At 61.2% G+C, this 26,070-nt stretch carries 29 protein-coding genes; 21 read left to right on the forward strand and 8 right to left on the reverse strand.

From position 1 onward, the window contains the following. Positions 1-32 precede the first annotated feature (32 nt). From ASE04_RS00415 to ASE04_RS00425, 3 genes are all read left to right on the forward strand, one after another. Positions 33-1,781 (forward strand): cation:proton antiporter domain-containing protein, encoded by a 1,749-nt coding sequence (locus tag ASE04_RS00415; RefSeq protein WP_056810201.1) that lies wholly within the window; start codon positions 33-35, stop codon positions 1,779-1,781. 113 nt (positions 1,782-1,894) lie between these two features. After that, on the forward strand, positions 1,895-2,491 hold the full coding sequence (locus tag ASE04_RS00420) for a YqaA family protein (RefSeq protein WP_056810204.1): 597 nt from the start codon (positions 1,895-1,897) through the stop codon (positions 2,489-2,491). Between the two features lie 19 nt (positions 2,492-2,510). Then, the gene (locus ASE04_RS00425; RefSeq protein ID WP_056810207.1) at positions 2,511-3,023 is read left to right on the forward strand and encodes a disulfide bond formation protein B; all 513 of its coding nucleotides are present in this window, start codon (positions 2,511-2,513) and stop codon (positions 3,021-3,023) included. A gap of 19 nt (positions 3,024-3,042) precedes the next feature. Here the strand turns inward: ASE04_RS00425 and ASE04_RS00430 are convergent, their stop codons facing one another. Together ASE04_RS00430 and ASE04_RS00435 are read right to left on the reverse strand one after the other, a co-directional pair. Further along, positions 3,043-3,600, reverse strand: coding sequence for an HNH endonuclease (locus ASE04_RS00430; RefSeq protein ID WP_056810210.1), 558 nt, complete (start codon positions 3,598-3,600; stop codon positions 3,043-3,045). 112 nt (positions 3,601-3,712) lie between these two features. Continuing rightward, the gene (locus tag ASE04_RS00435; RefSeq protein ID WP_082597216.1) at positions 3,713-4,399 is read right to left on the reverse strand and encodes a DNA-3-methyladenine glycosylase family protein; all 687 of its coding nucleotides are present in this window, start codon (positions 4,397-4,399) and stop codon (positions 3,713-3,715) included. Between ASE04_RS00435 and gluQRS the strand changes: the two genes are divergently transcribed. Beyond that, positions 4,398-5,279, forward strand: a complete 882-nt coding sequence (gene gluQRS / locus ASE04_RS00440; RefSeq protein WP_056811262.1) for a tRNA glutamyl-Q(34) synthetase GluQRS — start codon at positions 4,398-4,400, stop codon at positions 5,277-5,279. The genes ASE04_RS00435 and gluQRS overlap by 2 nt on opposite strands. Here gluQRS and ASE04_RS00445 read toward each other — a convergent pair. Next, entirely contained in the window at positions 5,244-6,155 is a 912-nt protein-coding gene (locus tag ASE04_RS00445; RefSeq protein ID WP_056810217.1) for a YihY/virulence factor BrkB family protein, read from the reverse strand. The two genes, gluQRS and ASE04_RS00445, sit on opposite strands and share 36 nt — an antisense overlap. 77 nt (positions 6,156-6,232) lie before the next feature. Between ASE04_RS00445 and ASE04_RS00450 the strand changes: the two genes are divergently transcribed. The 7 genes from ASE04_RS00450 (at position 6,233) to ASE04_RS00480 (ending at position 11,610) form a co-directional block, all read left to right on the forward strand. Further along, complete coding sequence (locus ASE04_RS00450) at positions 6,233-7,066, forward strand: SDR family oxidoreductase (RefSeq protein WP_056810220.1); 834 nt, start codon at positions 6,233-6,235, stop codon at positions 7,064-7,066. 16 nt (positions 7,067-7,082) lie between these two features. Beyond that, a complete protein-coding gene (locus ASE04_RS00455; protein WP_056810224.1) occupies positions 7,083-7,286 on the forward strand; it encodes a twin transmembrane helix small protein in 204 nt (67 codons plus the stop codon). Positions 7,287-7,308: 22 nt separating this feature from the next. Next, positions 7,309-7,887, forward strand: coding sequence for a cob(I)yrinic acid a,c-diamide adenosyltransferase (locus tag ASE04_RS00460; protein WP_056810228.1), 579 nt, complete (start codon positions 7,309-7,311; stop codon positions 7,885-7,887). Positions 7,888-7,921: 34 nt separating this feature from the next. Continuing rightward, a complete protein-coding gene (locus ASE04_RS00465; RefSeq protein ID WP_056810231.1) occupies positions 7,922-8,722 on the forward strand; it encodes a rhomboid family intramembrane serine protease in 801 nt (266 codons plus the stop codon). A 159-nt stretch (positions 8,723-8,881) separates the two neighbouring features. Continuing rightward, positions 8,882-9,631 (forward strand): electron transfer flavoprotein subunit beta/FixA family protein, encoded by a 750-nt coding sequence (locus ASE04_RS00470; RefSeq protein ID WP_056810234.1) that lies wholly within the window; start codon positions 8,882-8,884, stop codon positions 9,629-9,631. 21 nt (positions 9,632-9,652) lie between these two features. After that, positions 9,653-10,582, forward strand: a complete 930-nt coding sequence (locus ASE04_RS00475) for an electron transfer flavoprotein subunit alpha/FixB family protein (protein WP_056810236.1) — start codon at positions 9,653-9,655, stop codon at positions 10,580-10,582. Between the two features lie 146 nt (positions 10,583-10,728). Beyond that, positions 10,729-11,610 (forward strand): 3-hydroxybutyryl-CoA dehydrogenase, encoded by an 882-nt coding sequence (locus tag ASE04_RS00480; RefSeq protein WP_056810238.1) that lies wholly within the window; start codon positions 10,729-10,731, stop codon positions 11,608-11,610. 465 nt (positions 11,611-12,075) lie between these two features. Here the strand turns inward: ASE04_RS00480 and tlpA are convergent, their stop codons facing one another. Further along, positions 12,076-12,738 carry a thiol:disulfide interchange protein TlpA gene (tlpA, locus tag ASE04_RS00490; RefSeq protein ID WP_056810244.1) on the reverse strand — a complete coding sequence of 221 codons (663 nt, stop codon included), beginning with the start codon at positions 12,736-12,738 and terminating at the stop codon, positions 12,076-12,078. A 41-nt stretch (positions 12,739-12,779) separates the two neighbouring features. Here tlpA and argH point away from each other — a divergent pair, with 41 nt between their 5' ends. The 5 genes from argH (at position 12,780) to ASE04_RS00515 (ending at position 19,164) form a co-directional block, all read left to right on the forward strand. Then, complete coding sequence (gene argH / locus ASE04_RS00495) at positions 12,780-14,180, forward strand: argininosuccinate lyase (protein WP_056810247.1); 1,401 nt, start codon at positions 12,780-12,782, stop codon at positions 14,178-14,180. Positions 14,181-14,259: 79 nt separating this feature from the next. Continuing rightward, complete coding sequence (gene lptM / locus ASE04_RS00500) at positions 14,260-14,454, forward strand: LPS translocon maturation chaperone LptM (protein ID WP_056810249.1); 195 nt, start codon at positions 14,260-14,262, stop codon at positions 14,452-14,454. Positions 14,455-14,466: 12 nt separating this feature from the next. Next, positions 14,467-15,735, forward strand: a complete 1,269-nt coding sequence (gene lysA, locus ASE04_RS00505; protein WP_056810252.1) for a diaminopimelate decarboxylase — start codon at positions 14,467-14,469, stop codon at positions 15,733-15,735. Between the two features lie 172 nt (positions 15,736-15,907). Further along, positions 15,908-18,592, forward strand: coding sequence for a TIGR02302 family protein (locus ASE04_RS00510; RefSeq protein ID WP_056810254.1), 2,685 nt, complete (start codon positions 15,908-15,910; stop codon positions 18,590-18,592). A gap of 125 nt (positions 18,593-18,717) precedes the next feature. Continuing rightward, positions 18,718-19,164 carry a hypothetical protein gene (locus ASE04_RS00515; protein ID WP_056810257.1) on the forward strand — a complete coding sequence of 149 codons (447 nt, stop codon included), beginning with the start codon at positions 18,718-18,720 and terminating at the stop codon, positions 19,162-19,164. Between the two features lie 68 nt (positions 19,165-19,232). On the opposite strand, the gene ASE04_RS00520 is transcribed toward ASE04_RS00515, so the two are convergent. From ASE04_RS00520 to ASE04_RS00530, 3 genes are all read right to left on the reverse strand, one after another. Next, positions 19,233-19,592, reverse strand: a complete 360-nt coding sequence (locus ASE04_RS00520; protein ID WP_056810260.1) for a response regulator — start codon at positions 19,590-19,592, stop codon at positions 19,233-19,235. 115 nt (positions 19,593-19,707) lie between these two features. Then, positions 19,708-20,250 carry a hypoxanthine phosphoribosyltransferase gene (gene hpt, locus ASE04_RS00525; RefSeq protein ID WP_056810263.1) on the reverse strand — a complete coding sequence of 181 codons (543 nt, stop codon included), beginning with the start codon at positions 20,248-20,250 and terminating at the stop codon, positions 19,708-19,710. Between the two features lie 62 nt (positions 20,251-20,312). Further along, complete coding sequence (locus ASE04_RS00530; protein WP_056811265.1) at positions 20,313-20,954, reverse strand: hypothetical protein; 642 nt, start codon at positions 20,952-20,954, stop codon at positions 20,313-20,315. A gap of 206 nt (positions 20,955-21,160) precedes the next feature. Here ASE04_RS00530 and ftsE point away from each other — a divergent pair, with 206 nt between their 5' ends. The 4 genes from ftsE to ASE04_RS00550 all read left to right on the forward strand — a co-directional run bounded on the left by ftsE (position 21,161) and on the right by ASE04_RS00550 (position 24,484). Beyond that, a complete protein-coding gene (gene ftsE, locus ASE04_RS00535) occupies positions 21,161-21,820 on the forward strand; it encodes a cell division ATP-binding protein FtsE (protein ID WP_056810266.1) in 660 nt (219 codons plus the stop codon). Continuing rightward, positions 21,813-22,823 (forward strand): cell division protein FtsX, encoded by a 1,011-nt coding sequence (locus ASE04_RS00540; protein ID WP_056810268.1) that lies wholly within the window; start codon positions 21,813-21,815, stop codon positions 22,821-22,823. Before ftsE ends, ASE04_RS00540 begins: the two co-directional genes overlap by 8 nt. Positions 22,824-22,897: 74 nt before the next feature. Continuing rightward, positions 22,898-23,608 carry a YdcF family protein gene (locus ASE04_RS00545; protein WP_082597225.1) on the forward strand — a complete coding sequence of 237 codons (711 nt, stop codon included), beginning with the start codon at positions 22,898-22,900 and terminating at the stop codon, positions 23,606-23,608. 78 nt (positions 23,609-23,686) lie between these two features. Then, positions 23,687-24,484: a lysophospholipid acyltransferase family protein gene (locus ASE04_RS00550; protein WP_056810277.1), complete on the forward strand. Its 798-nt coding sequence runs from the start codon at positions 23,687-23,689 to the stop codon at positions 24,482-24,484. Between the two features lie 2 nt (positions 24,485-24,486). Here ASE04_RS00550 and ASE04_RS00555 read toward each other — a convergent pair whose 3' ends face one another. Next, positions 24,487-25,056 (reverse strand): gamma-glutamylcyclotransferase, encoded by a 570-nt coding sequence (locus tag ASE04_RS00555; RefSeq protein ID WP_156408670.1) that lies wholly within the window; start codon positions 25,054-25,056, stop codon positions 24,487-24,489. 11 nt (positions 25,057-25,067) lie between these two features. Between ASE04_RS00555 and ASE04_RS00560 the strand changes: the two genes are divergently transcribed. Continuing rightward, the gene (locus ASE04_RS00560) at positions 25,068-26,069 is read left to right on the forward strand and encodes a DUF2125 domain-containing protein (protein ID WP_056810280.1); all 1,002 of its coding nucleotides are present in this window, start codon (positions 25,068-25,070) and stop codon (positions 26,067-26,069) included. The last annotated feature ends 1 nt before the right edge of the window (position 26,070 follow it).

Below are 26,070 nucleotides of genomic sequence, written 5' to 3' on the forward strand. Positions count from 1 at the left end.
GTGACGCCCGCAAAACGAGGGAATGCGAGCACGTGCATCAGGAAGTAACGCTTATCGCCACCGTAGCCGTCAGCTTTGTCTGTGCGGCGATCTTCGGCTACATCGCCGACCGCCTGCGGCTGCCGCCGCTTGTCGGATATCTTGTGGCGGGGATCGCGTTGGGGCCTATCACGCCCGGCTTCATTGCCGATAGCAGCCTTGCCAGCCAGCTCGCGGAAATGGGCGTCATCCTGCTGATGTTCGGTGTCGGCCTACACTTCTCGACCGCGGACCTGCTCGCCGTGCGCGGTATTGCCATTCCCGGCGCCATTGCCCAGATCGTCATCGCGACGCTGTTCGGCATCGGGCTGGCGGAATGGTGGGGATGGGGGCTCGGCGCCGGCATCGTCTTCGGCCTCAGCCTCTCGGTCGCGAGTACCGTCGTGCTTCTGAAGGCGCTGGAGGAACACAATCTTCTTGATCAGGCGAGCGGACGCGTCGCAGTCGGGTGGTTGATCGTCGAAGATCTCGTCATGGTTCTGGCGCTGGTCCTGCTGCCGGCGCTTGCCGAGCTACTTGGCGGGCATGCGGCCGAAAGTGCCGCCCACGGCGCGGGGCTGCCCCTCTGGCTAAGCATCGTCCTGACGCTAGTCAAGGTCGGCGCCTTTACCTTGATGGCGATCTTTCTCGGCCCCAAGATCGTTCCATGGCTGCTGACGCTCGTTGCGCGGACGGGATCACGCGAACTCTTCACGCTCACGGTCCTCGCGATTGCTCTCGGCATCGCGTTCGGATCGGCGCAGATATTCGGTGTATCCTTCGCCCTCGGCGCATTCTTCGCCGGCGTCATCATGAGTGAATCGCATCTCAGCCATCGCGCCGCGGCCGATTCCTTGCCGCTTCAGAACGCCTTTTCGGTCCTGTTCTTCGTATCGGTCGGCATGCTGTTCGATCCGTCGATCCTCGTGCGCGAGCCGATGGCCGTCATCGCCGCCCTCGCCCTCATCATTGTCGGCAAGTCGATCATCTCCTTTGCCGTGGTCGTCCTGCTGCGCTATCCGATCGGCATGGGGCTGACCGTGGCGGGTGGCCTGGCGCAGATTGGCGAATTCTCGTTCATCCTTGCCGCACTCGGCGTCTCTCTCGGCCTGCTGCCATCAGACGGCCAGGCTATCATTCTGGCCGCGGCCATCATCTCGATCATTCTCAATCCGCTCGTCTGTGTGGGCGCCGAGGCCCTGCACGGACATGTCCACCACAGGTGGGCAGCGTTTTGCGCCCGTTTCGGCCATAGCAAATATGAAGTCCTGAGCCGAGAACTGGAACGCACGCGCGCGATCAACGAGGCGCGGGAGCGCGAGCACCAGCTGGAGATGGAAGAACTCATCGAAACCTTCCCGCTTTTCGCCAAGGTCGATGAGGATTCGCAGGAAGAATTGCTGCTGCTGTTCAGGCCGAAATCGGCGCTGCCGGGCCAGCGCGTGATCCGCAAGGGCGATCGCGGCGATGGCATGTATTTCCTGTCGTTCGGCACGGTCGAGGTTCAGCTTGCAGAAGAAGACATCAGGCTCGAGCCGGGATCGTTCTTCGGCGAGATGGCGCTATTGAGCGGCGGACGCCGCACGGCCGATGTCGTTGCCACCGATTTCTGTCAGTTCCTCGTGCTGGAACGGCGCGATTTCAACATGTTCACGGCAAAGCATCCGGCGCTGCGCCAGGCTGTCACGGAGATGGCCCGTGCGCGGACGGCGAGAAACGTCATGCGCCAGAATGACCGCGAGCCTTCCAAGGTCGCCTCCTAAGCACGGTCAATCACGAAGAATTTTGCTCGGCGCTGCCGCATGAACGACACAGCAAGCATTTACACGCGGCCGTGCCACCCATAAAGCTCATGCACCAAACGGAAAGGACCGGAATGCTTCGCAGACTTTACGACTGGACCATGTCTCTCGCTGCCCGCAAATCGGCGGAAGTCTGGCTCGCCGTTATCGCCTTCGTCGAAAGCTCCGTCTTTCTGGTGCCGGCCGATGTCCTGTTTCTCCCCATGGCCCTCGCGAAGCCGGAGCGCTCATACCGCTACGCGCTCATTGCGACGATCGCTTCGGTCCTTGGCGGCATCGCCGGCTGGACGCTCGGCTATTACGCCTATGATGCCGTTGCCCGTCCGGTGCTGGAATTCTACGGCAAGCTGGATGCCTTCGAGCATCTGCGCCTCTACATTCACGACGAGTGGGAAATCCTGCTTCTTCTGCTCGTGACATCGGGCTTCGCCCATCTTCCGCCGATCAAGATCGTGACGATTCTTGCCGGCGTCATTCATATGAATATCTGGTTCTTCGTAATTTCCGCGATCATCGCCCGTGGCGCGCGCTTCCTGGTGCTTGCCTGGCTGCTGCGCCGCTATGGTGAGCCGATTCGCCACTTCGTCGAAAAGCGGCTCGGCCAGATCGCGGCTGTCGTCGCGGCCATCCTGATTGCCCTTGGACTGGCCTACAAACTGCTTGCCCCCTAAAAACGCTTCGGAGCCCTGCATGACCGCCTCCTTCTCGCTTACCCGGCCGGCTTTCCTCTACTCGGTCCTGCTGGCGCTCGGCATGGCGGTGGTCGTCGGCTCGGCGCTCGGCTTCCAATATATAGGCGGCTATATTCCTTGTGCACTTTGCCTTATGCAGCGCCAGCCCTACTACTACGGCATTCCGATCGTGCTTATCGGCGCGTTATGCTCGGCGTTCGGCCTGCCGAACTGGATCGGCCGCACCTTCCTTCTCGCCGGCGGGCTTCTGATGATCGTCGGCGCCGGCATGGGTGTCTATCATTCCGGCGTTGAATGGCACTTCTGGCCGGGTCCAGCCACCTGCTCGACCACTGCCGGCAGCATGACGCAGAATGCCGGCGACCTGCTCACCGAACTCAACACCATCAAGGGACCATCCTGCACGGACGCGGCGCTGCGCGTGCTCGGCCTTTCCTTCGCTGGCTGGAATGTGATCGCAAGCCTCGTCCTTGCGGCCGTGGCCTTCTTCGGCGTGCGGAAATCGGCTTGAGCGATAAAGCGGGCTGCTACTAGGGCTGCAGTTCGCTGTCCCAGTAAAGATAGTCGAGCCAGCTATCGTGCAGATAGTTCGGCGGGAAGAGCCGGCCGTTGTTGTGCAGATCCTGAACGGTCGGCGGATAAGGCTTCTGGTTCGGGAACATCCCGGCCTGCTTCGGTAGCTTGCTGCCTTTTCTGAGATTGCAGGGAGAGCATGCAGCCACCACGTTTTCCCAGGTCGTTTCACCGCCATGGGCGCGCGGGATGACGTGGTCGAACGTCAGATCGTCGTGTTCACCGCAGTACTGGCATTCGAACTTGTCTCTGAGGAAGACGTTGAAGCGCGTAAAGGCGGGGTTGCGGGAAGGCTGAACGTAGGTCTTGAGACATACGACACTGGGAAGCCGCATCGAAAAGCTCGGAGAAGAAACCGAGTGTTCGTACTCCGCGATGATATTCACGCGGTCAAGAAATACCGCCTTGATCGCGTCCTGCCAGGACCAGAGCGACAAGGGATAATAACTCAAGGGCCTATAGTCAGCGTTCAGAACGAGCGCGGGCAGGGCCTGTGGGGAGACTGCAATCGTCAAGGGACTCTCCTGATCGATTCGGCATCTGCATCCTTATATTAGGCCGGTTGTGACGGCATTGTGAAGTCCAATATATTCAGTAGATAAGGCGGATTGAAGAAAGTGACCGCGGTCAATCGACGGGCAGCACGCCGCGCCCGAGCTTTACGGCATAATAGGCCCAAAAAAGCCGGGATGCCACCGACCGCCAGGGAGACCAGATCTCGGCCAACACCGCCAATTCTTTCGCCGTCGGACGTTGAGCGAGACCGAATGCCGCAGCAACCGCATTCTGAAGCGCCACGTCGCCGGCCGGAAAAATGTCGGCATGGCCTTCGCAGAACATCAGATAGACCTCCGCCGTCCATGGGCCAACGCCTTTGAGCGCCGTCAGCGCTGCAAGCGCTTGCCCCGCCGGCATCTCCGACAGCCCCTCCAGATCAAGCTCGCCGGCTGCCGCAGCCCCGGCAATCCGTGACAGAGTATCCGCCTTGGCGCGCGACAGGCCGAACTCCCGCCAGGCTTCGGGATGAAGCAGAAGATAGGCCTCAGGGGTCAGCACCTCGTTGGCTTGCACCATACGCCGCCAGATCGCATTGGCGCTCGCCCTCGACACCATCTGCGAGACGATGATATGGGCCAGCCCCTCAAAACCGCGCTCCCGCAGGCGAAGCGGGATCGGACCGGCATGTTCGGCAACCGGAACAAGCCGCGGGTCGAGCAACAGGAGCTGCTCCAATCCCTGCCGCACATCCGCGTCGTTACGGATGATCTGCATGCTTCCTCGCGATCTCCTCGAATCCGTGGCAGAAGAAAGCATGTCCGCGATTCCTCGTCAAAGCTCCGTCTTTCGTTTTGCGCCGAGCCCGAACGGGCCGCTTCACCTTGGCCACGCGCTCTCGGCCTTTCTGAACCAGGACATGGCCACATCCTCGGCCGGGCGCCTGCTGTTGCGGATAGAGGACATAGATCTCACCCGTTGCACACCCGAATTCGAAACCGGCATCTATGCGGACCTCGAATGGCTGGGCATTGGCTGGGAGTGGCAGGTGCGGCGCCAGTCGGAGCATCTCGGTGAATATCAGGCCGCGCTCGACGGCTTGATTGCAAGAGGCCTCGTCTATCCCTCTTTCATGACGCGTGGGGAAATCCGCGCACGCGTCGCCGCGGCAGAAGCGGAAGGCCGACCGTGGCCGCGCGATCCGGACGGCTCCCCGCTTTACCCGGACGATGACCTGCGGCGAACGGCATCCGATCGGCGCGAACTGCTGGCGTCCGGGCTCAAGCACGCCTGGCGCCTCGACATGAGAAGAGCGATGGAGGAACTGGATGCGCCGCTCTTCTGGGACGAGACCGGCGACGGCGAGCGGGGCAGGATAACGGCTGACCCACGGGTCTGGGGCGATGTCATCCTGTCGCGCTCCGACGCTCCCTCGAGCTATCATCTGTCGGTGGTGCTGGATGACGCGCTGCAGGGCGTCACCCATGTCGTTCGCGGTCTCGACCTGTTCCATTCGACCACCGTGCATCGGCTCCTGCAGGTCCTGCTCGACCTGCCTGAACCGATCTACCATCACCACCGGCTGATCACTGACAGCGACGGACGCAAGCTGTCCAAGAGCCGCGGCGATACCGGGCTTGCGGCATTGCGCCAGCGCGGCCTGTCACCGGCCGATATCCGCGATCTTGTCGGGCTTTGACGTCTTGCCCTGACCGCTCAGAAAATTGTGTTTGAAGATCGCCCGAACTCGGAATTTCAGGAGCGCCGCATTGATTTCCGCGCCGATGATGAAGATCACGCCGACCATGTAGAGAAAGATGAGCACGATCATCACCGACGCCAGACCGGCATAGGTGGCGGTATAGTTGGCGAACGTTGCCAGATAGTAGGCGAAGATCAGCGCGCCGATCAGCCAGAGCAGCAAGGTCATCAGCACCCCCGGCAGAACGTCGAAGACGCGCCGGCGACCGGCCGGTAGCCACAGGTGCACGACGAAGAGGCCGACGGTCAGCATGAACAACGTTCCATAGACGCGCCAGCTGAAGACGACGTCAAGCGTATCGGCAAACAGCGGAAACCACCGACGCGCATAGTCGAGCGCAAGCGGTACCGCCACGAGCAAAATACTGACCGCTGCGAAGATGACGACCGCGATCAGCACATAACCGAGGCTGGCAAGACGCGTAATGTACCAGGGACGGGTTTCCTGCACGCGATAGGCGCGATTGAGCGAGATCCTGAGCGCTTCGACGCCGTTGGAGGCGAAGTAAGCCGCGGCAAGCACCGACACCGTCAGCAATCCACCGCGCGGGACGGTCAGAACTTGAATCACCTGATCGACGAGCGGCTTGGCGATCGCCTCGGGCCAAGTGTCGAAGATCAGATGAATCGCTCGGTCCGAGAACTGGTCGGCGCCCAGAAAGTTCGCAAGCGTCGTCCCGAAGATCAGAAACGGGAACACGGCGAGAAGGCTGGAAAGAGCCACATGACTCGCCATCGCAAACCCGTCATCCTCAAGAAAATGATAGATCGCATCGTAGACTACATCGTAGAAGATGCGAAATATTCTCAGCATTCCGTCTCTCGGCTTTCTTCATTGTCTCGCCAGTCCGAATATGGGAAACGAGTCCGAATTTGTACAGGAATCATTCCATGACGGATCAGCGCGCAATCATCGTCACCGGATGCTCATCCGGCATCGGTGCCTATTGCGCACGCGCCCTGAAGAGCGATGGATGGCGCGTCTTTGCCACCGTCCGCAAGTTCGACGACCTTGCTCCCCTGCAGGCTGACGGCATCGAAGCCTTTCGCATGGACTACGCCAATCCCCAGTCCATCGTCGACTTCATCGACGAGGTAACGGCAGCAAGCGGAGGCAAGATCGATGCACTCTTCAACAACGGCGCCTATGGGCAACCCGGAGCCGTCGAAGACATCAGGACGGAGGTCCTGAGGGAGCAGTTCGAGACCAATGTTTTCGGCTGGCACGAGCTGACGCGACGAATCATCCCGCTGATGCGCAAGCAGGGGCACGGTCGCATCGTCCAGTGCTCGTCGATTCTCGGCGTCGTTCCCTACAGATATCGCGGCGCCTACACGGCTTCGAAGTTTGCAATCGAAGGCCTGAGCGTGACGCTCCGGATGGAGCTGGAAGGAAGCGGCATTCACGTCAGCTTGATCGAGCCCGGGCCGATCGCCTCGCGTTTCACCGCCAATGCACTTGCCAAGATCAACGAGAACATCGACGTCGGCAACTCCGTGCATGCGGCAGATTATCGCCGTCAGCTTGCGCGTCTTGACGGATCGGGGGCGCCTAACCGACACAAGCTCGGGCCGGATGCGGTTTATGCCGTCCTGAAGCACGCATTGAACTCACGCCGACCCAAGCCACATTATCCCGTAACCACGCCGGCAAAACAGGGCTTGGTGTTGAAGAGACTGCTTCCCGCAGACCTTTTCTACCGCCTGATGCGCTGGGTAGACTGACCAGGAAAGCAAGAAAATGTCTACGGTCACTTACGTTCTCGCCATCATCGTCATGGCAACTGTCGCCCTTGTTTTGATCCGCGGCCTCTTCAACATGATGAAGGGCGGCGACGCCAATCTTTCCAACAAGCTGATGCAGTTGCGCGTCCTGCTGCAGGCCATTGCGATCTTTCTGATCATGCTGACGCTGTGGCTGACCGGTGGCGGTCGCCCGACCTGATCGGCGCTCAAAGGGGAAATGCATGGTCAAGCTGAACAAGATCTACACCAAGACCGGCGACGACGGCACGACCGCGCTGGTTTCCGGAGCGCGGCGGCTGAAAAGCGATCTGCGGGTGGAGGCCTACGGCACGATCGACGAGGCGAACTCGGCAATCGGCATCGCGCGCCTGCATATGCAGGGAATGCCGGTTCTCGACACCATGCTGAACCTGATCCAGAACGACCTCTTCGACCTCGGCGCCGACCTTGCAACGCCCGACACCGGCGAGACACCGGCCTACGAGCCGCTGCGCATCATCGAAACGCAGGTGTCCCGGATAGAGCGTGACATCGATCAGTTGAACGCCGATCTGCAGCCCCTGAAGTCTTTCGTCCTGCCGGGCGGCCATTCGGCCGCCGCCCACCTGCATCTCGCCCGCACCATCACACGCCGGGCTGAGCGGCTGATGGTTTCGCTGGCGCGCACCGAAGACGAGATCGTCAGCGACGCCGCGCTGCAATACGTAAACCGGCTTTCCGATTTCCTGTTCGTCGCCGCCCGCCATGCCAATGACCGGGGCCACGCAGATGTTCTTTGGGTTCCCGGCAAGAATCGCTAAGCTCGCTTCGCAAGGGCAAAGACCGGGGGCCGTCTTGTTCATACCGCTGCATGATGCCAATACGCTGAAATACATCAAGCTTCAGTGGGTGACCTTGACGCTGATAGTGGCAAACGTTGCCGTTTGGCTCTTCACCGGCGTCGTCGCCAGCGAAACGGTGTCTCAGGCCACTTTTGTCGGTCTCGGTTATATTCCAGCGGTTGCCTTTCATCATGCGACACTCGAGCCCGCCCTTGTCCTCGTTCCCGAACCGCTGACCTACGTCACCTACGCCTTCGTCCATTCCAGCTTCTGGCATCTTGCCTCGAACATGCTGTTCCTCTGGGTGTTCGGCGACAACGTCGAAGATGCGATGGGGCATGTTCGCTTTCTGCTGTTCTATGTGCTCTGCGCGGTATCCGGCGCGCTTTTTCACGGCTTTATCGGCGAGACGTCCGAATCGCCGCTGATCGGCGCATCAGGAGCGATCTCAGGCGTCATCGCCGCTTATGTCATCCTGCACCCGCGCGTCCGCGTCTGGGTGCTCGTCTTCATGCGAGTGCCGATACCGCTGCCCGCCTTCGTTCCCCTGGTGATCTGGATTGGTCAGCAGTTCGTCATGCTGGCGATCGAGCCTGACGGCAACGTATCGTGGGGAGCCCATGTTGGCGGCATCGTCGCCGGCGCGCTTCTCGTGGTGGTCATGCGTCGGCGCGGCGTCCCCCTGTTCGACCGGCAGGTGGTGATGCCGCGGGCCGTGCACGATCGGCAGAAGCCCAATCCGACGATGATTTTCGTTCCCGGACAGCCTCCGCGTCCGCGCCTTCCCTGGGACAAGCCACCAACCGAATATTGACGTGAACGTAAACGTTAGATAATCGGGGATCAATTTGCCTGTCTGCGACTGGCAAGCGTTGTGTTTGGAGGAAAAACGCGTATCCATGTCGCCATTCGACAATCGGAGCAGCGCCGAAACGCGCATTTTCTTGGCGAAAGAGTTGAAGGAAGGACCCCCATGAAAATCCTCGTCCCCGTGAAGCGGGTTGTTGATTACAACGTGAAGATCCGCGTGAAGTCTGATGGCACAGGCGTTGAGCTCGCGAACGTCAAGATGTCGATGAACCCCTTCGACGAGATCTCGGTGGAGGAAGCGCTGCGGCTGAAGGAAGCCGGCAAGGCCGAGGAAGTGGTAGTCGTGTCGATCGGTCCTGCAAAGGCCGAAGAAACGCTGCGCACGGCGCTCGCCATGGGTGCCGACCGTGCCATTCTCGTCGAGACCGACGATGCCGTCGAGCCGTTGGCCGTTGCCAAGATCCTCAAGGGTGTCGCGGACGCCGAGCAGCCGGGTTTGATCATCGTCGGCAAGCAGGCGATCGATGACGACAGCAACCAGACCGGCCAGATGCTGGCAGCCCTGCTCGGCTCCGCCCAGGCCACCTTCGCCTCGAAGATCGAGATCGGCGACGGCAAAGCCCAGGTAACCCGCGAAGTCGATGGTGGCCTGCAGACGATCGAGATCAAGCTCCCGGCTGTCGTCACCACGGATCTCCGTCTCAACGAGCCGCGCTACGCTTCGCTGCCGAACATCATGAAGGCAAAGAAGAAGCCGCTCGACAAGAAGAGCCCCGCTGACTTCGGCGTCTCCACCGCCCCGCGCCTCAAGGTGCTGAAGACCGAGGAGCCGTCCGGCCGCAAGGCAGGCGTCAAGGTCGCGTCGGTGGCCGAGCTCGTCGAAAAGCTCAAGACCGAAGCCGGCGTCCTCTAAGGTTCGAAAGGAAACATCACCATGGCCATTCTTCTTCTGGCTGACCACGACAATGCCAGCCTTTCCGACCAGACCGCGAAGGCCCTGACGGCCGCTTCCAAAATCGGTGGCGATGTCACCGTTCTTGTCGCCGGCAAGGGCGCAAAGGCAGCCGCCGATGCGGCCGCCAAACTATCCGGCGTCTCCAAGGTGCTGCTCGCCGAAAGCGATGAGCTTGCCAACAATCTGGCCGAGCCGCTGGCCGACCTGATCGTCTCGCTGGCGGCCAGCTATGACACGATCATCGCGGCGGCAACCTCGACCGGCAAGAACGTGCTGCCGCGCGTCGCAGCCCTGCTAGACGTCGCGCAGATCTCGGAAATAACGGAGGTTGTCTCGTCAGACACCTTCAAGCGTCCGATCTATGCCGGCAACGCCATCCAGACGGTGCAGTCGACCGACGCCAAACGAGTCATCACCGTGCGCACGGCCTCGTTCGCCGCCATAGCCGAAGGCGGCTCCGCTTCCGTCGAGGCGATCCCGGCGGTTTCCGATCCTGGTCTCTCCACCTTCGTCAAGGATGCGCTGTCGGCCTCCGACCGTCCGGAACTGACCTCTGCGAAGATCATCATATCCGGTGGCCGCGCGCTCGGCTCGGCCGAGAAATTCCAGGAGGTCATCCTGCCGGTCGCCGACAAGCTGGGGGCTGCCGTCGGCGCAAGCCGTGCTGCCGTCGATGCCGGCTACGCGCCGAACGACTGGCAGGTCGGGCAGACAGGTAAGGTCGTCGCTCCGGATCTCTATATCGCCTGCGGCATCTCGGGCGCGATCCAGCACCTTGCCGGCATGAAAGACTCGAAGGTCATCGTCGCCATCAACAAGGACGAAGAGGCTCCGATCTTCCAGGTTGCCGACTACGGCCTCGTCGCCGATCTCTTCGACGTCCTGCCGGAACTGGAAAAGGCGCTTTGATCGCCAACATGCCGGCTTTTCGCACTTGCGAATGACTGGAAAATTATCTTTTTAGGGGCTACTACTTCTGCCGGGCGACCATTTGCCCGGCAGTTTTGTTAGAAAAATGCGGCGACGCGGGGGCGTTTCCGTGCGGGGATTTGGAGATGAGTGCGGTGTTGAAGACAATTGGTATCGTCGGCGCGGGCCAGATGGGTTGCGGCATCGCACAGGTTTCGGCATCGGCCGGCTACAAGGTGCAAATCTACGACTTGTCCAGCGAACGCGTCGAGCACGGTCTGGCCACCATCAACGGCAACCTCGCCCGCAACGTCACGAGCGGCAAGATGACGGACGACCAGCGCGCCGACACGCTCGCCCTCATATCGGGTTCGTCTGATGTCAACGACCTCGCCGCCTCCGATCTCGTGATCGAGGCGGCGACCGAGGACGAAAGCGTCAAGCGCAAGATCTACTCGCTCGTCTGTCCGGTCCTGAAGCCGGAAGCGATCCTTGCCACCAACACCTCTTCGCTCTCGATCACCCGCCTCGCCTCCTCGACGGATCGGCCGGAGCGCTTCATGGGCATCCATTTCATGAATCCGGTGCCGGTGATGAAACTGGTGGAACTCGTGCGCGGGATCGCCACCGAGGAAGGCACCTTCTCGGCCGCCAGGGAATTCGTTGCCTCGCTGGAAAAAACGGTGACGGTCGCGGAAGACTTCCCCGCCTTCATCGTCAACCGCATTCTGCTGCCGATGATCAACGAGGCGATCTACACGCTCTATGAAGGCGTCGGCACCGTCGATGCGATCGACACCGCCATGAAGCTCGGCGCCAACCATCCGATGGGCCCGTTGCAGCTTGCGGACTTCATCGGCCTCGACACCTGCCTGTCGATCATGCAGGTCCTGCACGACGGCCTGGCCGATTCCAAATACCGCCCCTGCCCGCTTCTGGTGAAGTATGTCGAAGCCGGCTGGCTCGGCCGCAAATCCGGCCGCGGCTTCTACGACTATCGTGGCGAAGTGCCGGTCCCCACGCGGTAGGTTGCCGGAAGCAGCATTCTCCCTCCGTGGGCTGTCAGCTGGCGATCCAAAGGATGCAGCCAACACCGGCGAAGAACGCCGCCAACACCAGTCCGAGTCGGGCGAATATCCAAAGATCGTCGGTGCGATCGAATGCGACGTCGTTCCTGTCGGTATTCCGAGGTCGCTGGGATTGAGCCGCCTGACGCGATCTCGCCGCCGCATGATATGACCACCAGTGCCCGTACATCGCCTGATCCTTCCCGCGGAAACCGCATGAGTTTTCGTGCGATCAAGGAATTGACCGCACCAGGAAGGCTACCGACCCCGGCATAGCTTTTCGATTGGACCTGTGCGGATCCAATGTAAATTTGGCGTAAAGGCGGGGTGAGATGTTTCTCTGCTCGACACGGCCTTCGCCGACCTGCCTCAAAGGAGCCGTAGCTCGCGGATGCCGCTGGCTCGCCGCTCGGCCCTGTCACAACCTCACGTGCCGACAGCACCCTTGATCAGAGCCTTGGCATCCTCACTGTCCCAGGCAGCCGGACCATTCATCGCCGAGATCAGGCAACCCTTGCCATCGACGAGAAGCGTCACCGGCAGGCCGAAGGCCAGGCCTTCCTTTTTCAGGCTGTTGAACACCTCAATCGTGTTGTCGCGATAAAGTTTGAGTGCATCGACCCCGGTTTCACTGAGGAACGCCTTCGGCTTTTCGTCGTCTCCCGTGTCGATATTGACGGGCACGACCTGGAACTTATCGCCGCCCATTTCCTTCTCAAGCGCGTTCAAGGCGGGCATTTCCTCGCGGCACGGCCCACACCACGTCGCCCAGAGATTGAAGAGCACCGTCTTGCCGGCGAAACTGTCGAGCGTCATCGGCTGACCATCGGCACCCTTGAAGGCGATCGTGGTAAGTTTCCGGTGCTGGTCAGGAGCGACCATGGCCGCCACTTGCCCCTTCAGCAGTGGCGCAATCTTCGTGGCGATCTCCTTCGTCGCGGCGCATTCGCCCGACGCCGTTTGCGTCCCGCCATTGCCAGACCCGGCTTCACTGATGTAAACCGCTGCCGCACCGGCAATAATGCCTGCGACCGCCGCGATCCCGATCAGCTTCAGGGATGGCAGGCGCAGGGGCGTTCTAGTCGTCATTTCATTCTCCGAGACACGCGTTCTTCAAGGCAGACATCTTCATGGCCGACAGCACGGACACCAAATCCTCCAACCAGATGTGGGGCGGCCGTTTCGCCTCCGGTCCCGATGCGATCATGGAGGAGATAAATGCCTCGATCGGTTTCGACAAGAAGCTGTTTGCCCAGGACATCCGCGGCTCGATCGCCCATGCCACCATGCTTGCCCACCAGGGCATCATTTCGGCAGAAGATAAAGACAAGATCGTTCAAGGGCTAAACACGATCCTGTCAGAGATCGAGAGCGGCAATTTCGAATTCTCGCGCAAGCTCGAAGACATTCACATGAATGTCGAAGCCCGTCTCGCAACGCTGATCGGCCCGGCTGCTGGTCGTCTCCACACCGCCCGCTCGCGCAACGACCAGGTAGCGCTCGATTTCCGGCTGTGGGTGAAGGAAGAGCTGCAGAAGACCGAACAGCTGCTGACCAATCTGATCGCGGCCTTCCTCGATCGCGCCGAGGAGCATGCCGACACCGTGATGCCCGGCTTCACCCACCTGCAGACCGCGCAGCCCGTCACCTTCGGTCATCACTGCATGGCCTATGTCGAGATGTTCGGCCGCGACCGCTCGCGCGTGCGCCACGCCATCGAACATCTGGACGAGAGCCCGATCGGCTCGGCGGCCCTGGCCGGCACCGGCTATCCGATCGACCGCCACATGACGGCCAAGGCGCTCGGTTTCCGCGAGCCGACCCGCAATTCGATCGACACCGTTTCCGACCGCGATTTCGCGATCGAGTTCCTGGCGCTGGCTGCGATCTGCGCCATGCACCTGTCGCGTCTGGCAGAAGAAATCGTCATCTGGTCGACGCCGCAGTTCGGCTTCGTGCGCCTTTCGGATGCCTTCTCCACCGGCTCCTCGATCATGCCGCAGAAGAAGAACCCCGATGCCGCCGAACTGGTGCGCGCCAAGACCGGCCGCATCAACGGCTCGCTGATCGCCCTTTTGACGATCATGAAGGGCCTGCCGCTCGCCTATTCCAAGGACATGCAGGAAGACAAGGAACAGGTCTTCGACGCCGCCGAGAGCCTGGAACTGGCCATCGCCGCGATGACCGGCATGGTCCGCGACCTGACGATCAACACCGAGCGCATGAAGGCGGCCGCGGGCTCTGGCTACTCCACCGCCACCGACCTCGCCGACTGGCTGGTGCGCGAAGCAGGCCTGCCCTTCCGCGACGCCCACCATGTGACCGGCCGCGCCGTTGCGCTGGCCGAAAGCAAGGGCTGCGATCTTGCCGAGCTGCCGCTGGCCGATCTGCAGGCAATCAACGCTGCGATCACGGACAAGGTCTACGGCGTCCTGACGGTCGAGGCATCGGTCGCCAGCCGCAAGAGCTTTGGCGGCACCGCGCCCTCGGAAGTGCGCAAGCAGATTGCCTACTGGCGCGCTCGCAACTGACCTCAACAATCAGGGTGCACAAGGTGGATAAACTTCGCTATGAAGGTGTCCACCCGTGCCGCTTCCCAAGAGGAATTCCATGCAGAAGAGCTTGCCGCAGATCGTCCGCCTGACGGTTGTTTTCGCCGTGATCGGCCTTGCCGTCGCAGGATGCGGGCGCAAAGGCGATCTCGATCCGCCGAGCGCGCAGGCAACGAAGGGCGGCGACTCCTCCAAGCCGACGAAACAGCCCGGCACCGTCGACAAGCCCTTCCTTCTCGATCCGCTTCTCTAAGAGGCCATTGACGTGAATCACTTTGAGTATCGCGACGGCATTCTGTACGCCGAAAACGTTCCCGTTCCCGAAATTGCCAAGGCGGTCGGCACGCCTTTCTACGTCTATTCTACGGCGACGCTTGAGCGCCATTACAAGGTCTTCTCAGCGGCCTTCAGCGATGTAGACTCCATGGTCTGCTACGCCATGAAGGCGAATTCGAACCAGGCTGTCCTGAAGACGCTGGGCAATCTCGGCGCCGGCATCGACGTTGTTTCCGAAGGCGAGCTGCGACGCGCACTGGCGGCCGGCATCCCTGCATCCCGCATCATGTTCTCCGGCGTCGGCAAGACGCCGCGGGAAATGGATTTCGCACTTGAGGCCGGCATCTACTGCTTCAACGTCGAATCCGAGCCGGAGCTCGAGATCCTCAACCAGCGCGCCATCAAGGCAGGCAAGAAGGCACCCGTTTCCTTCCGCATCAATCCCGATGTCGATGCCCGCACGCACGCCAAGATTTCGACCGGCAAGAAGGAAAACAAGTTCGGGATTTCCTGGGAGCGTGCCCGCGTCGTTTATGCACGCGCCGCCACCCTTGAAGGCATCGAAGCCACCGGCATCGACATGCATATCGGCAGCCAGATCACCGAGCTGCAGCCCTTCGACGACGCCTTCAAGCTGCTGCGCGAGCTGGTCAGCACGCTGCGCGCCGACGGCCACGACATCCACCATGTCGATATCGGTGGTGGCCTCGGCATTCCCTACAAGGACGACAACAACCCGCCGCCGCTGCCCGACGCCTATGCCGCGATCGTCAAGAACCAGCTGCGCGAACTGAACTGCAAGATCGTCATGGAGCCCGGCCGCCTGATCGTCGGCAATGCCGGCATCCTGGTGACCGAGGTGCTTTACGTGAAGGATGGCGGCGAAAAGACCTTCGTCATCGTCGATGGCGCCATGAACGACCTTATCCGCCCGACGCTTTACGAGGCCTATCACGAGATTCGCCCCGTGGTGATTTCGGCAGCCAACGCCCCGCGCATCAAGGCCGACGTCGTCGGCCCGGTCTGCGAGACCGGCGACTACCTGGCGCTCGACCGCGAGATGGCCATGCCGAAATCAGGCGATCTAATCGCCGTGAGCTCTGCTGGCGCCTATGGCGCTGTGCAGGCCGGCACCTACAACAGCCGCCTGCTTGTCCCAGAGGTCCTGGTCAAAGGCAGTGACTTCCATGTGATTCGCCCTCGCCGCACCTATGAGGAGCTGATTGGCCTCGATTCCGTCCCCGTCTGGCTCGACTGACGGGCGCCGGGCGGCGGCATCACTTTTTGGCGAAGAACCGTGAAAAACCGGCATTGGCGGGTGCTCGCCCTCGCCTTCGCCACAAAGAATGTTATCTTTGACCGAGCGCGAATTGCCCCGGCAATCGCTGTAAGTGCACTCTGCCTTCGAACGCCAGCTCGCGGAGACCCGATTGAACAAGAGCTCCAGCAGGGAGAAACATGGTGCATTTGCCCTGAGGCCGTCCTTGGCGCGGCTGGTGGCGGCGAAGCGTTTTCTGGCGCGCGCCGTCCTGCTTTCAGAGCAGATCCTGCCCCTGCTTCTGCCGCTGCTGTGTGTTGCCGCGCTCTACCTGACGGTATCCTGGTTCGGCATTTTCCGGACGGCTCCAGACTGGTTTCGATTGGTGCTGCTTGCCGCTTTTGGGTTGGCGCTGCTTGGTTCCCTCTATCCGTTCCGTCGGTTGCGCTGGCCGAGCGTCGCGTCCGCCGACCGGCTGCTCGAGGAACGCAATGGTCTGCCGCATCAACCGGTGGCGGTTCAGGAGGACGAGCCGGCATTCGATACGCCGTTTGCGCGTGCCTTGTGGCGCGAGCACCAGACGCGCATGGCGGAAAAGATCGCCGCCCTCGACGCCGGATTCCCACGCCCTGACATTGCCGCGCACGACCGCTGGGCTCTGCGCGCTGTCCCGGCACTTCTGCTTGTCGTTGCCTTTGGTTACTCGCTCTCCAGCAGCGGCGGATCGATCGCCGACGCCCTGCAACCGCGACCGGTAGCAGAGACGAGCGATCCGGCCGTGCGCATCGATGCCTGGGTGACGCCACCCTCCTACACCGGGCGGGCTCCGGTCTACCTGAGTGCTGCTGGAACCGAGCAGGCGCCGATCCGAATTCCCGAACTCTCAAGCCTGACCGTCCGTGTCAGCGGTGCAAAGACGGATGAGAAAGTCCTCTTCACCCGCGAGGATGGAAAGCGCCTGGAAATCGCCGCGGAAGAGAACCCCAAGGCGCCGGCACCCGCAGCAACGCCCACGGCCACCCCTGCACCGAATGCCGCTGCCGTAGCCGCCAGCACCCACATAATGAAGCTCGAGGAAAACGGCACGCTCGAGGTGAATGGTCGCCGCTGGGCCTTCGACGTCATTCCCGACAAGGCGCCGGAAATCGCCTTCAACGGCCTGCCGAAATCGACGGTCAATGGCGCGCTCGAAATCGGCTTCACGGTCAAGGACGATTACGGCGTTCAGGAAGCCTATGCGGAGATCCTGCCGGTCGAAGCCGACCCGACCGCAACGCCGCTCTATCCCCTGCCGGAATACAAGCTCGACGTACCGCGCCGCAACGCCCGCGACGCGAAAGGGCTTGCGAGCAAGAACCTGACCGAGCATCCGCTGGCCGGCAAACGTGTCCGCGTCACGCTCGTCGCGAAGGATGCGGCGGGGCAGACGGGACGTAGCCCTCCGCACGAGATGACGCTGCCCGCACGCCCCTTCAACGAGCCGCTCGCCGGCGCGGTGGCAGAAGAGCGCCAGGTCTTTGCACTCGATACCCGCAAGATGCCGGAAGCGATCGCGTTGAACGAAGCGCTGACGATCCGTCCGGAAGAAACGATCCCGAACCTCACCAACTACCTTCTGCTGGAATCGGCGCTTGCCCGCATGAAGCTGGCCAAGGGTGAGGAAGCACTGAAGGACACGGCTGACTATCTCTGGGACATTGCCATCGGCATTGAGGACGGCAATCTCTCGCATGCGGAACGCAACCTCCGGAACGCGCAGCAAAACCTTGCCGACGCCCTGCAGCGAAACGCGCCCGACGCCGAGGTCAAGAAGCTCATGGACGAGCTGCGCAAGGCAATGCAGGACTACATGAAGGAACTGGCGCAGCGCATGCAGAATGCGCCGATGCAGCCGAACCAGAATGCGCAGAACATGATTCGCCAGCAGGATCTCGAGCGAATGATGGACCAGATCGAGAACCTTGCGCGGTCGGGCAACCGCGACGCTGCCCAGCAGATGCTGTCCGAGCTGCAGCGCATGATGAACAACATGCAGGCAGGCCGCCCTCAGCAAGGCCAGCAGCAGGGACGCGACAACAGCCAGATGCGCCAGCAGATGGACAAGCTCGGCCAGATTCTCCGTGACCAGCAAAAGCTGATGGAAGAGACCTTCAAGCTGGATCAGCAGCTGAAGGACCGCATGCAGCGCGGCGAACCCAATATGGGCATGAACGACCCGCTGCTTGACGACATGCCGATGGACAATGACGGCCTGCCGCAGGATCCGCAGCAGGGCGACCAGCAGCAACAGGGCCAGCAGGATCAGCAAGGCCAGCAGAACCAGCAGGGACAGTCTCCGTCGGACCAGATGACCGCCGACCAGCTGCGCGAGGCATTGAAGCAGCTTCGGTCGCGTCAGGATCAGCTCGGCAAGCAGCTCGGAGAGCTTCAGAAGGGTCTTGGCGACATGGGCATCAAGCCCGGTTCTGGCTTCGGTCAGGCGCAGCGCGAAATGGAAGGCGCCGGTCGGGAGCTTGGCCAAGGTCGCGGCGAGCCTGCGATACAGGGCCAGGGACGGGCGCTGGAAGCGCTTCGTCAGGGCGCCCGCGATATGATGAACCAGATGATGCAGGCCCAGCAGGGCCAAGGCCAGGGACCGCAGGGACAGGTGGGCCAAGGCAACCAGAACGGCCGCGACCCGCTCGGACGCCCGCGTCGCGCCGATGGGCCCGACTTCGGCGACCAGGTCAAGGTTCCGGACGAGATCGACGTCCAGCGTGCCCGTGAAATTCTGGATGCCATCCGCGAAAAGCTCGGAAACAATCCGTCGCAGGAGATGGAACGGCGCTATCTGGAGCGCCTGCTTGACATCCAATAGGCAAAACTTGCCCTCTGAGCGCAGAAACTCTGCTGTCTGCGCTCTCAATCACGACTATGAGACTATTCCCAGGCGCGCGAAGATTCGTAATGTCGCATCGCTAGATAGGTGATAACAGCGATTCGATGGCGATTCTCTTCAAGACAGCAATCGGTGAAAACGCCGCTTTCGAAATGATCGAGAGCGCGCTCTCCGACCCGGCAGGCGACTTCGACGGATATGTGAACGTCATCGCCGACGAGGGCGAGCAGACCTTGTCCTGGGCGCCCGGCATGCACGCCGAACAGTTTCAGGCCGAAGTCACCGAAATTCTCCGGGCGACCTGGGATATCTGCCGTTTCTGGGTGATCTATGAGCGCCGTGATGACAGGCAGGACGCCGCCTCGAACGACATCCGCAATGCAGCTTTCAAATTGACGCGCGGCTATGCCGGTGTTGTGGTCGTAACTCTCAGCCTGCTCAGCAAGCGCGACAGCGCAGCCGATATCGAGCTGATCTTCGTATGCTTCCAGCAGGATTTCCACCGCCGGAATTTCCGCGTCCGCTACGAAGGAAAATTCGTTCCGAAATAAGCCGGGAGCCCGAAGCAGCAGCCAGTCGGAGGAGAATTGGCCCGCACGGCTGCGGGCACCCGATCAAATCAGGCAGCAAGTGCTCTCGCGACCGCCTTGCGGATATCAGGCAGGGCAAAAGGCTTCGAGACGACATCGACAATCTTCTCAGCCAGATCGTCGGCGCGTTCGCGCTGTTCGGCGTAGCCGGTCATCAGCAGGATTTTCAGCGCCGGAAAGGCAGACTTCGCCTGGTGTGCCAATTCTATGCCATCCATGACGGGCATGCGAATATCCGAAAGAAGAAGGTCGTAGGCCCCGTCCTTCAGCTTTTCCAGTCCTTCCGCACCGTCAGCGGCCTCCGCGGTCTCGTGACCATCAAGACGCAAAGCGCGGGCTACGAAAGAGCGCAGGGAATCCTCGTCTTCCGTAATCAGAATTTTTGCCATGGTGTGCATTGCTCCGTTTCATGCCCTGCATCGGAAATCACATGACTTTCCTTTGCGATCGGTAAACGACGGCAAGCGATGGACGGGATGGTTAACAACCCGTCTTGAAACCGGCTCAGGCGTCGCCGGTGACGACGCCGACGAATGGCAGTTCGCGAAATGCGTAGGCAACGTCCATGCCATAGCCGACGACGAAATAATCGGGGCATTCGAAGCCGACATAATCCGCTTCCAGCTCTTCCCGACGCTTGACGCTCTTGTCGAGCAGCACGGCGATCGTGACGTTTCTGGCGCCGCGTTCGTACAGCAGCTCCTTGGCGAAACGCAGCGTGCGCCCGGACTCCAGGATATCGTCGATCAGCAGAACGTCGCGGTCCTTCACATCGCTGTCGATGTCCTTGACGATGCGAACGCCCTGCGAAACCGTGCCGGTGCCGTAGCTGGAGAGCGTAATGAATTCGACCTCGGGCGCCAGACCGCTGTCATGCAGAGCGCGAATGAGATCGGCTGCAAAAATGAAGGAGCCCTTGAGGATCGCGATTACCAGAAGATCATTGGTCGGGCCGCCCGCAATCTGCTTTGCGATGGCGTGATTGCGCTCGGCAATCTGCTCGGCAGTGAAAAGAGGCTCGATGTTTTTTCCGCGCACGACGGGCATAAAGGCTTGCTCCATGGAAAGAAGCACAAGCCGTTACCACAAACGACGGGTCGAGGCACCCCTTACGGTACGAAGGAAAGGCGCACTTCCGGGATTTTTCCGCCGGCGTACTGCATTTTCGTGGAAAAACCGCGACTTTGGCCGCTGTAAATCGCGTCGGCAGGCGGGTTGATGATGACGCTTGCAGTCAACTGCTCACCAACCAGAAGATCCGCCCGTATCGGCCGGACGACCTGCGTCACGCGGCTGACGTTATCGACAATGCCGTTGATGACAAGCACGCGCATGCCGTTGGCGTCGCGCGGCGGCGTCGTGACATGGCTGAAATGCAGCGGTGCGCTATCGCTCACGACATCGGCCCGGGAGAAGCCGGCAAAGCCGCCGGAGAGGCCGAAGACCAGTATGCACGCCGCAACGACGAGCGCCGCGAAACTGCGTGTCGATGCGCGCTGCAGCCACGCCTCGCCTGACGAAGCCACGGAGCGCGCCAGACCGGCCGGCGGTGTCTGAACCTTCACCCGCGAGCGGTTGTCGTTGAACGCGCGGCTGCGCACCGTTTCCGGCCTGCTTCTCTCGATGACGACGAACTCTGCATCGGCTATATCATCGGTCCGATTGGGACGGATTTCGCGCTTGGCTGGCTCCGGCGGCAGATAGTCGTAGGCCTGACCGGGCATCTGGCGTTTGAACGAGGAGGAAGTCATGACGACGGCCTTTCCGGTGTCCACATGGTTTCGGGCCGGCAACGAAATCCGGCATTGAAACGAATCCTGCCCAGTCGTAAATTTTAATGGTTAATGCTTCGCAAAGATCGCCATCAAACAGGCGTCTTTCCGGCTGAATTTACCGCTTGTTAACGGAGTTGGTTAACAAGTCCTGCGGTGAAACAAACAAAAGACTGAGCTGCCCGTTGATCCACTTCGAGAACGTCGGTTTGCGCTACGGAATGGGACCGGAGATTCTCCGGGATCTGACCTTCGACATTCCGAAGAAATCATTTCAGTTCCTGACCGGCCCCTCGGGCGCCGGCAAGACGACGCTGCTCAGGCTGCTTTTCCTGTCGCTCCAGCCGACGCGCGGCCTCATCCGCATGTTCGGGCGCGACATCTCCGATATTCCCAGGCCCGAGCTGCCGTTGCTGCGCCGCCGAGTGGGGATCATCTTCCAGGAGTTCCGCCTCCTCGACCACCTGACGACCTACGAGAACGTGGCGCTACCGTTGCGGGTCCGCGGCAAGGATGAGAGCAGCTACAAAACCGACGTGCTCGAACTGCTCAAGTGGGTCGGTCTCGGCGAGCGCATCAATGTGCTGCCTCCCGTACTCTCGGGTGGCGAGAAGCAGCGTGCAGCCATTGCGCGCGCGCTGATCGACAGGCCGGAAATCCTGCTGGCCGATGAGCCGACCGCCAACGTCGATCCGCCGATGGCCCGCAGGCTGCTCAACCTGTTCCTGGAACTGAACCGCCTCGGCACCGCCGTTGTGATCGCGACTCACGATCTGGCGCTGATGGATCAGGTCGATGCCCGCCGCATGATTCTTTCGGAAGGGCACCTTGATATCCATGACTGAGCCCGCTCCGCTCCAATCGCCCAAATCCGCGCAGAAGGCGCCGAAGCGCGCTGAGATGAAGGTGAGGCCGACGGCCCCGATCCTGCCCTCGGCCAATATCCAGGGCAACGCGCTCATGGTGGTGATCGCGATCATGGCATTCCTCGCCTGCCTGACGCTCGGCGGCGTCAGCATGGTGCGCGCGACCGCTGCCAGCTGGGAAAGCCAGATCTCCCGCGAGATCACCATCCAGATCAAGCCGGACGACGGTCTCGACATGGAAAAGGCGCTCAATCAGGCGCGCGACACGGCAATGACCTTCGTCGGCACGAAGAGCGCCCAGATCGTCGACGAGGCGGCAACCGCTCGCCTGCTGGAGCCGTGGCTCGGAGCCGGGCTTGATATCAAGGAGCTGCCCGTTCCGCGCCTCGTCATCGTTACCATCGACGAGTACAATCCGCCCGATTTCGATGCCATGCGCGCACTGCTGAAAGACAATATCCCGCAATCGTCGCTGGACGATCACCGCACCTGGGTGGACCGGCTGGTTTCCATGGCTCATACCACGGTCATGATCGGCACTGGCGTTCTGCTGCTGGTGTTTTCCGCGATGGTGCTGACCGTGGTGTTCGCAACACGGGGCGCGCTATCCGGTAATCGGCATATCGTTGAAGTTCTCCATTTCGTCGGCGCCGAAAGCTCCTTCGTTGCGACCGAGTTCCAGAAGCACTTCCTGAAGATCAGCCTCAAGGGATCTGCCGTCGGGAGCGCCCTCGCCGCTCTGTTCTTCCTCATGGCGGGCTTCCTCCAAAGCCACACAATAGCGACCCCCCAGACCGACCAGGCAACCGCGCTTTTCGGCACCTTTTCCGTTGGCGCCCTGGGCTATGCAGGCATCTTCGCCACCATGATCGTCATTGCCCTCCTGACAACGGTCACGGCACGCTTGACCGTAATGCGGACGATCTATGAGATCGACACGCTTCGTTCGGACCCGACACGAGCCGACGGCCTCGCCAATTGAGCTTGCCATGCCTTTTTTGCCATCAAAGCGTCTGTTCGCTGCCGCAATCTGCGTATAATTTTCGATTCATGAGCATGAGCCATATGCCCCGCAACACAAGTCGATCGAGACCGGAGCTTAGCCGCTCCGGGTCCGAGCCTGCACGGCGCGGGCCGGTGCGGCGGATGTTGCGCTGGGGCGGCTTTGCCTTTGTGCTGGCGATCGCCCTCATCTTCGGCGGCTTTCTCCATTTCGCCGATTCGGTAACGACCCTGAAGCCGCCGCTGGATCCGCGCGCCGACGCAATCGTGGTGCTGACGGGCGGCTATCAGCGGATCGATCAGGCTGTCGAACTGCTGCAGAAGGGCGCCGGCAAGCGCCTGCTGATCTCGGGCGTTCACCCGACGACGACAAGCAAGCAAATCCGCAAGATGACACAGGCGACACCGGAACTCTTCGCCTGCTGCGTCGACATCGGCTACGACGCGCTCGATACCATCGGCAACGCCGAGGAGGCGACAAATTGGATTCACGCCAAGGGCTACAAGAGCGTGCTTGTCGTCACCAACAACTACCATATGCCCCGCAGTCTCTCGGAGCTTGCCTATGTCGATCCGGAGACGCAGTTCATCCCCTATCCCGTCGTCAATACCGATCTGAAGACCAGCGCGTGGTTCACCGATCCCAACGCCATGCGTGTCATGCTCGCGGAGTACTTGAAAGTGCTTCTTGCCGGTGCGCGGAACCTGACCGGCCTTGGCCGCCATCCCGGCTTGCGTTCGGCCGCTTCCGACGGACAAAGCTGAACAGGCGCTTTTTCAGGCGCGCAATATCGTGTAGGACGACACAGCCGCTCGTTGCGGACACTTGCCTTGGGAAACTTCATGATCGCGCTGCGTTCCGTCCTTTTCAACACGATCTTCTACGCCAATCTCATCCTCCGGATGCTCGTCTTCTCGCCCTTCTACTTCCTGGCCCCGCGTAAGCTCGCTTACCGCGTCCCGAAGAATTGGGCGCTGTCGAACCATTGGCTGATGGAAAAGATCGTCGGGACCACATTCGAGATCGAAGGAATGGAAAACCTGCCGTCAGGCAGCTACATCCTGGCGCCCAAGCATCAGTCTTTCTGGGACACCTACGCGCTTCTGCCCTGGCTGAATGACCCGGTCTACATCCTGAAGCGCGAGTTGATGTGGATCCCGCTGTTCGGCTGGTATGCCAAGAAGCAGCGGATGATCCCGATCAATCGCGGTGCGCGCGGCAAGGTCATGGTCGAGGCCCTGCGCCGCACGAAGGAAGAACTCGCGACAGGTCGCCAGTTGATCATCTATCCGGAAGGAACCCGTCGCCCGCCGGGTGCTGAACCTCTCTACAAATACGGGATCGCGCGGATGTACCGCGACCTGAAGCTGCCGGTGGTGCCGGTCGCCATGCATCCCGGATTGTTTTGGCCACGCCGCAGCACCATGCGCTATCCAGGCCACTTCAAGATACGGATTTTGCCGGCCATCCAGCCGGGAATGGATCCTGATGCCTTCTTCGCGCATCTGATCGACGTTACTGAACGGGCCAGTGATGAACTCCTGATCGACGCGGCCGAGCGCAATCCGGACTTGCCGATGCCCCCGACAGCTGCCCATCGGCTTGAAGAGCTTCGCAAGGAAAACGCTGCCCGCGCCTGACGTCAAGCCGCCCGCAGCCGCTCCACTTCTCCGACGACCTGTTCGAGCCAGTGATCCCGGATACCCATGTCCTTCATATGCGCCAGCGTGTTGAAGACATAGGCGTCGTTCGGGCCTGATCTGCCCTGCGCTTCATGCACGATCTGCGCGGCTGCGACCGCGTCCAGCGCGCCCGCATATTGCGTATGGTTCCGATCGACGACATAGGTCACACCTTTGACGCTCCGCCCGCCGGCAAGCTGCAGTGACAGGTGGCGTTCCAGATAGACATTGGTGACGAGCTCGCGCTCCCGCAGGTATTCTATCACCTCGTGCCAGAGGTCGGAAGCGACGCGAAAGGCCATTCCCCGGCACGATCCGCCACGATCAAGCCCGAGCACCAGCCCCGGAATCTCTTCCGTTCCCCGGTGCACCCAGGATCGGACGCATAGCGCGCGTCGATACCCACGGACAAGCGCTTGAGACCGCTCTACAAACTCGAAGCCCGGATTCCACATCAGGGATCCGTAGCCAAACACCCAAAATTCGTCCATATCGCACGCCAGACCGAAATTCTCTTTGCGATTCACCATTGGAGAACATCATGGCAGCGTCAAGCCAATCTAGCAGCGGCAGGAAGTTCTGGCTGCTTGGCGGCGGCATTATCTTGGTCATCGCGCTTTACACCGGCGGCTGGTTCTATGCCGCCTCGCAATTGAAGACGACGGTGCTAAGGGCCATTGCGCCACGCGATAGCGCCGGCGTGACCGGCGAATGCGCAAACATCGATTTCCGCGGCTTCCCGTTCCGCATCGGCCTCTTCTGCTCGAAGGTCGATGTCGACGACAACGTCAACGGCGTCTCGGCAAGCTTCGGCGAGCTTCGCTCAGCGGCCCAGGTCTATGCGCCGGGCCATATTGTCTGGGAGCTCGATTCTCCGGCGGAGATCAGGACCGCGCACGGTCTTTCGATCAATGCCGAATGGGCGAACCTGCAATCCAGCCTCGTTACGAAACTGAAAGGCATCGACCGCTCTTCGACCGTCATCGACGGTCTGAAGGTCGTCGCCACATCGTCCGCCAACGGCCAGACGGTCAATTTCGATTCCACCCACACCGAAATCCATCTTCGCCAGAACGGTGCCGATCTCGATGGCGCAGTCGCCGTGATGGGCTCTAACACGAAGATCAAGGATTGGCCGCAGGTCTTCCCGCAGCTGACCGCGAGCGCCGACATCACGCTGGCCGGCAAAGCCGGCATGATCGATGGCAGCGACGAGAAGGGCCTCTATGGGGCAAGCGGCGAACTGCGTAAGGCGGTGGCCGATATCGGCGACGGCAAGGTCATGACCGTCACTGGCCCCTTCTCCTTCGACGAGGAGGGCTATCTATCGGGCCAGTTCAAGCTGGAGATCGAGCGCCTCGGTCCGTGGCGCGACAGCATCAAGACGACCTTTCCGGAGATCGCGAAAAGCGTCGATACCGCGGCCAAGCTCTTGAAGGCGTTGGCGGGCGGCGGCGACAAGGTTTCCGTCGATCTCGTCGTCAACAAGGGCAATGCCACCGTCAGCGGCTTTATCCCGCTCGGTTCGATCCCGCCGATCTGAC

The organism is Rhizobium sp. Root708 (assembly GCF_001429725.1).
In the GTDB taxonomy this organism is placed as follows: domain Bacteria; phylum Pseudomonadota; class Alphaproteobacteria; order Rhizobiales; family Rhizobiaceae; genus Rhizobium.

What these genes read in the sequence shown, in the direction of transcription:
- ASE04_RS00460 (WP_056810228.1), top strand. Translation starts at nt 7,309, where the DNA reads ATGGTCAAGCTGAACAAGATCTACACCAAGACCGGCGACGACGGCACG.
- ASE04_RS00515 (WP_056810257.1), top strand. Translation starts at nt 18,718, where the DNA reads ATGGCGATTCTCTTCAAGACAGCAATCGGTGAAAACGCCGCTTTCGAA.
- ASE04_RS00455 (WP_056810224.1), top strand. Translation starts at nt 7,083, where the DNA reads ATGTCTACGGTCACTTACGTTCTCGCCATCATCGTCATGGCAACTGTC.
- ASE04_RS00475 (WP_056810236.1), top strand. Translation starts at nt 9,653, where the DNA reads ATGGCCATTCTTCTTCTGGCTGACCACGACAATGCCAGCCTTTCCGAC.
- ASE04_RS00480 (WP_056810238.1), top strand. Translation starts at nt 10,729, where the DNA reads ATGAGTGCGGTGTTGAAGACAATTGGTATCGTCGGCGCGGGCCAGATG.
- ASE04_RS00425 (WP_056810207.1), top strand. Translation starts at nt 2,511, where the DNA reads ATGACCGCCTCCTTCTCGCTTACCCGGCCGGCTTTCCTCTACTCGGTC.
- argH (WP_056810247.1), top strand. Translation starts at nt 12,780, where the DNA reads ATGGCCGACAGCACGGACACCAAATCCTCCAACCAGATGTGGGGCGGC.
- gluQRS (WP_056811262.1), top strand. Translation starts at nt 4,398, where the DNA reads ATGTCCGCGATTCCTCGTCAAAGCTCCGTCTTTCGTTTTGCGCCGAGC.
- ASE04_RS00445 (WP_056810217.1), bottom strand. Translation starts at nt 6,155, where the DNA reads ATGCTGAGAATATTTCGCATCTTCTACGATGTAGTCTACGATGCGATC.
- ASE04_RS00550 (WP_056810277.1), top strand. Translation starts at nt 23,687, where the DNA reads ATGATCGCGCTGCGTTCCGTCCTTTTCAACACGATCTTCTACGCCAAT.
- hpt (WP_056810263.1), bottom strand. Translation starts at nt 20,250, where the DNA reads ATGCCCGTCGTGCGCGGAAAAAACATCGAGCCTCTTTTCACTGCCGAG.
- ASE04_RS00450 (WP_056810220.1), top strand. Translation starts at nt 6,233, where the DNA reads ATGACGGATCAGCGCGCAATCATCGTCACCGGATGCTCATCCGGCATC.
- ASE04_RS00520 (WP_056810260.1), bottom strand. Translation starts at nt 19,592, where the DNA reads ATGGCAAAAATTCTGATTACGGAAGACGAGGATTCCCTGCGCTCTTTC.
- ASE04_RS00420 (WP_056810204.1), top strand. Translation starts at nt 1,895, where the DNA reads ATGCTTCGCAGACTTTACGACTGGACCATGTCTCTCGCTGCCCGCAAA.
- ASE04_RS00555 (WP_156408670.1), bottom strand. Translation starts at nt 25,056, where the DNA reads ATGGTGAATCGCAAAGAGAATTTCGGTCTGGCGTGCGATATGGACGAA.
- tlpA (WP_056810244.1), bottom strand. Translation starts at nt 12,738, where the DNA reads ATGACGACTAGAACGCCCCTGCGCCTGCCATCCCTGAAGCTGATCGGG.
- lptM (WP_056810249.1), top strand. Translation starts at nt 14,260, where the DNA reads ATGCAGAAGAGCTTGCCGCAGATCGTCCGCCTGACGGTTGTTTTCGCC.
- ASE04_RS00540 (WP_056810268.1), top strand. Translation starts at nt 21,813, where the DNA reads ATGACTGAGCCCGCTCCGCTCCAATCGCCCAAATCCGCGCAGAAGGCG.
- ASE04_RS00470 (WP_056810234.1), top strand. Translation starts at nt 8,882, where the DNA reads ATGAAAATCCTCGTCCCCGTGAAGCGGGTTGTTGATTACAACGTGAAG.
- ASE04_RS00435 (WP_082597216.1), bottom strand. Translation starts at nt 4,399, where the DNA reads ATGCTTTCTTCTGCCACGGATTCGAGGAGATCGCGAGGAAGCATGCAG.
- ASE04_RS00530 (WP_056811265.1), bottom strand. Translation starts at nt 20,954, where the DNA reads ATGACTTCCTCCTCGTTCAAACGCCAGATGCCCGGTCAGGCCTACGAC.
- ASE04_RS00560 (WP_056810280.1), top strand. Translation starts at nt 25,068, where the DNA reads ATGGCAGCGTCAAGCCAATCTAGCAGCGGCAGGAAGTTCTGGCTGCTT.
- ASE04_RS00545 (WP_082597225.1), top strand. Translation starts at nt 22,898, where the DNA reads ATGAGCCATATGCCCCGCAACACAAGTCGATCGAGACCGGAGCTTAGC.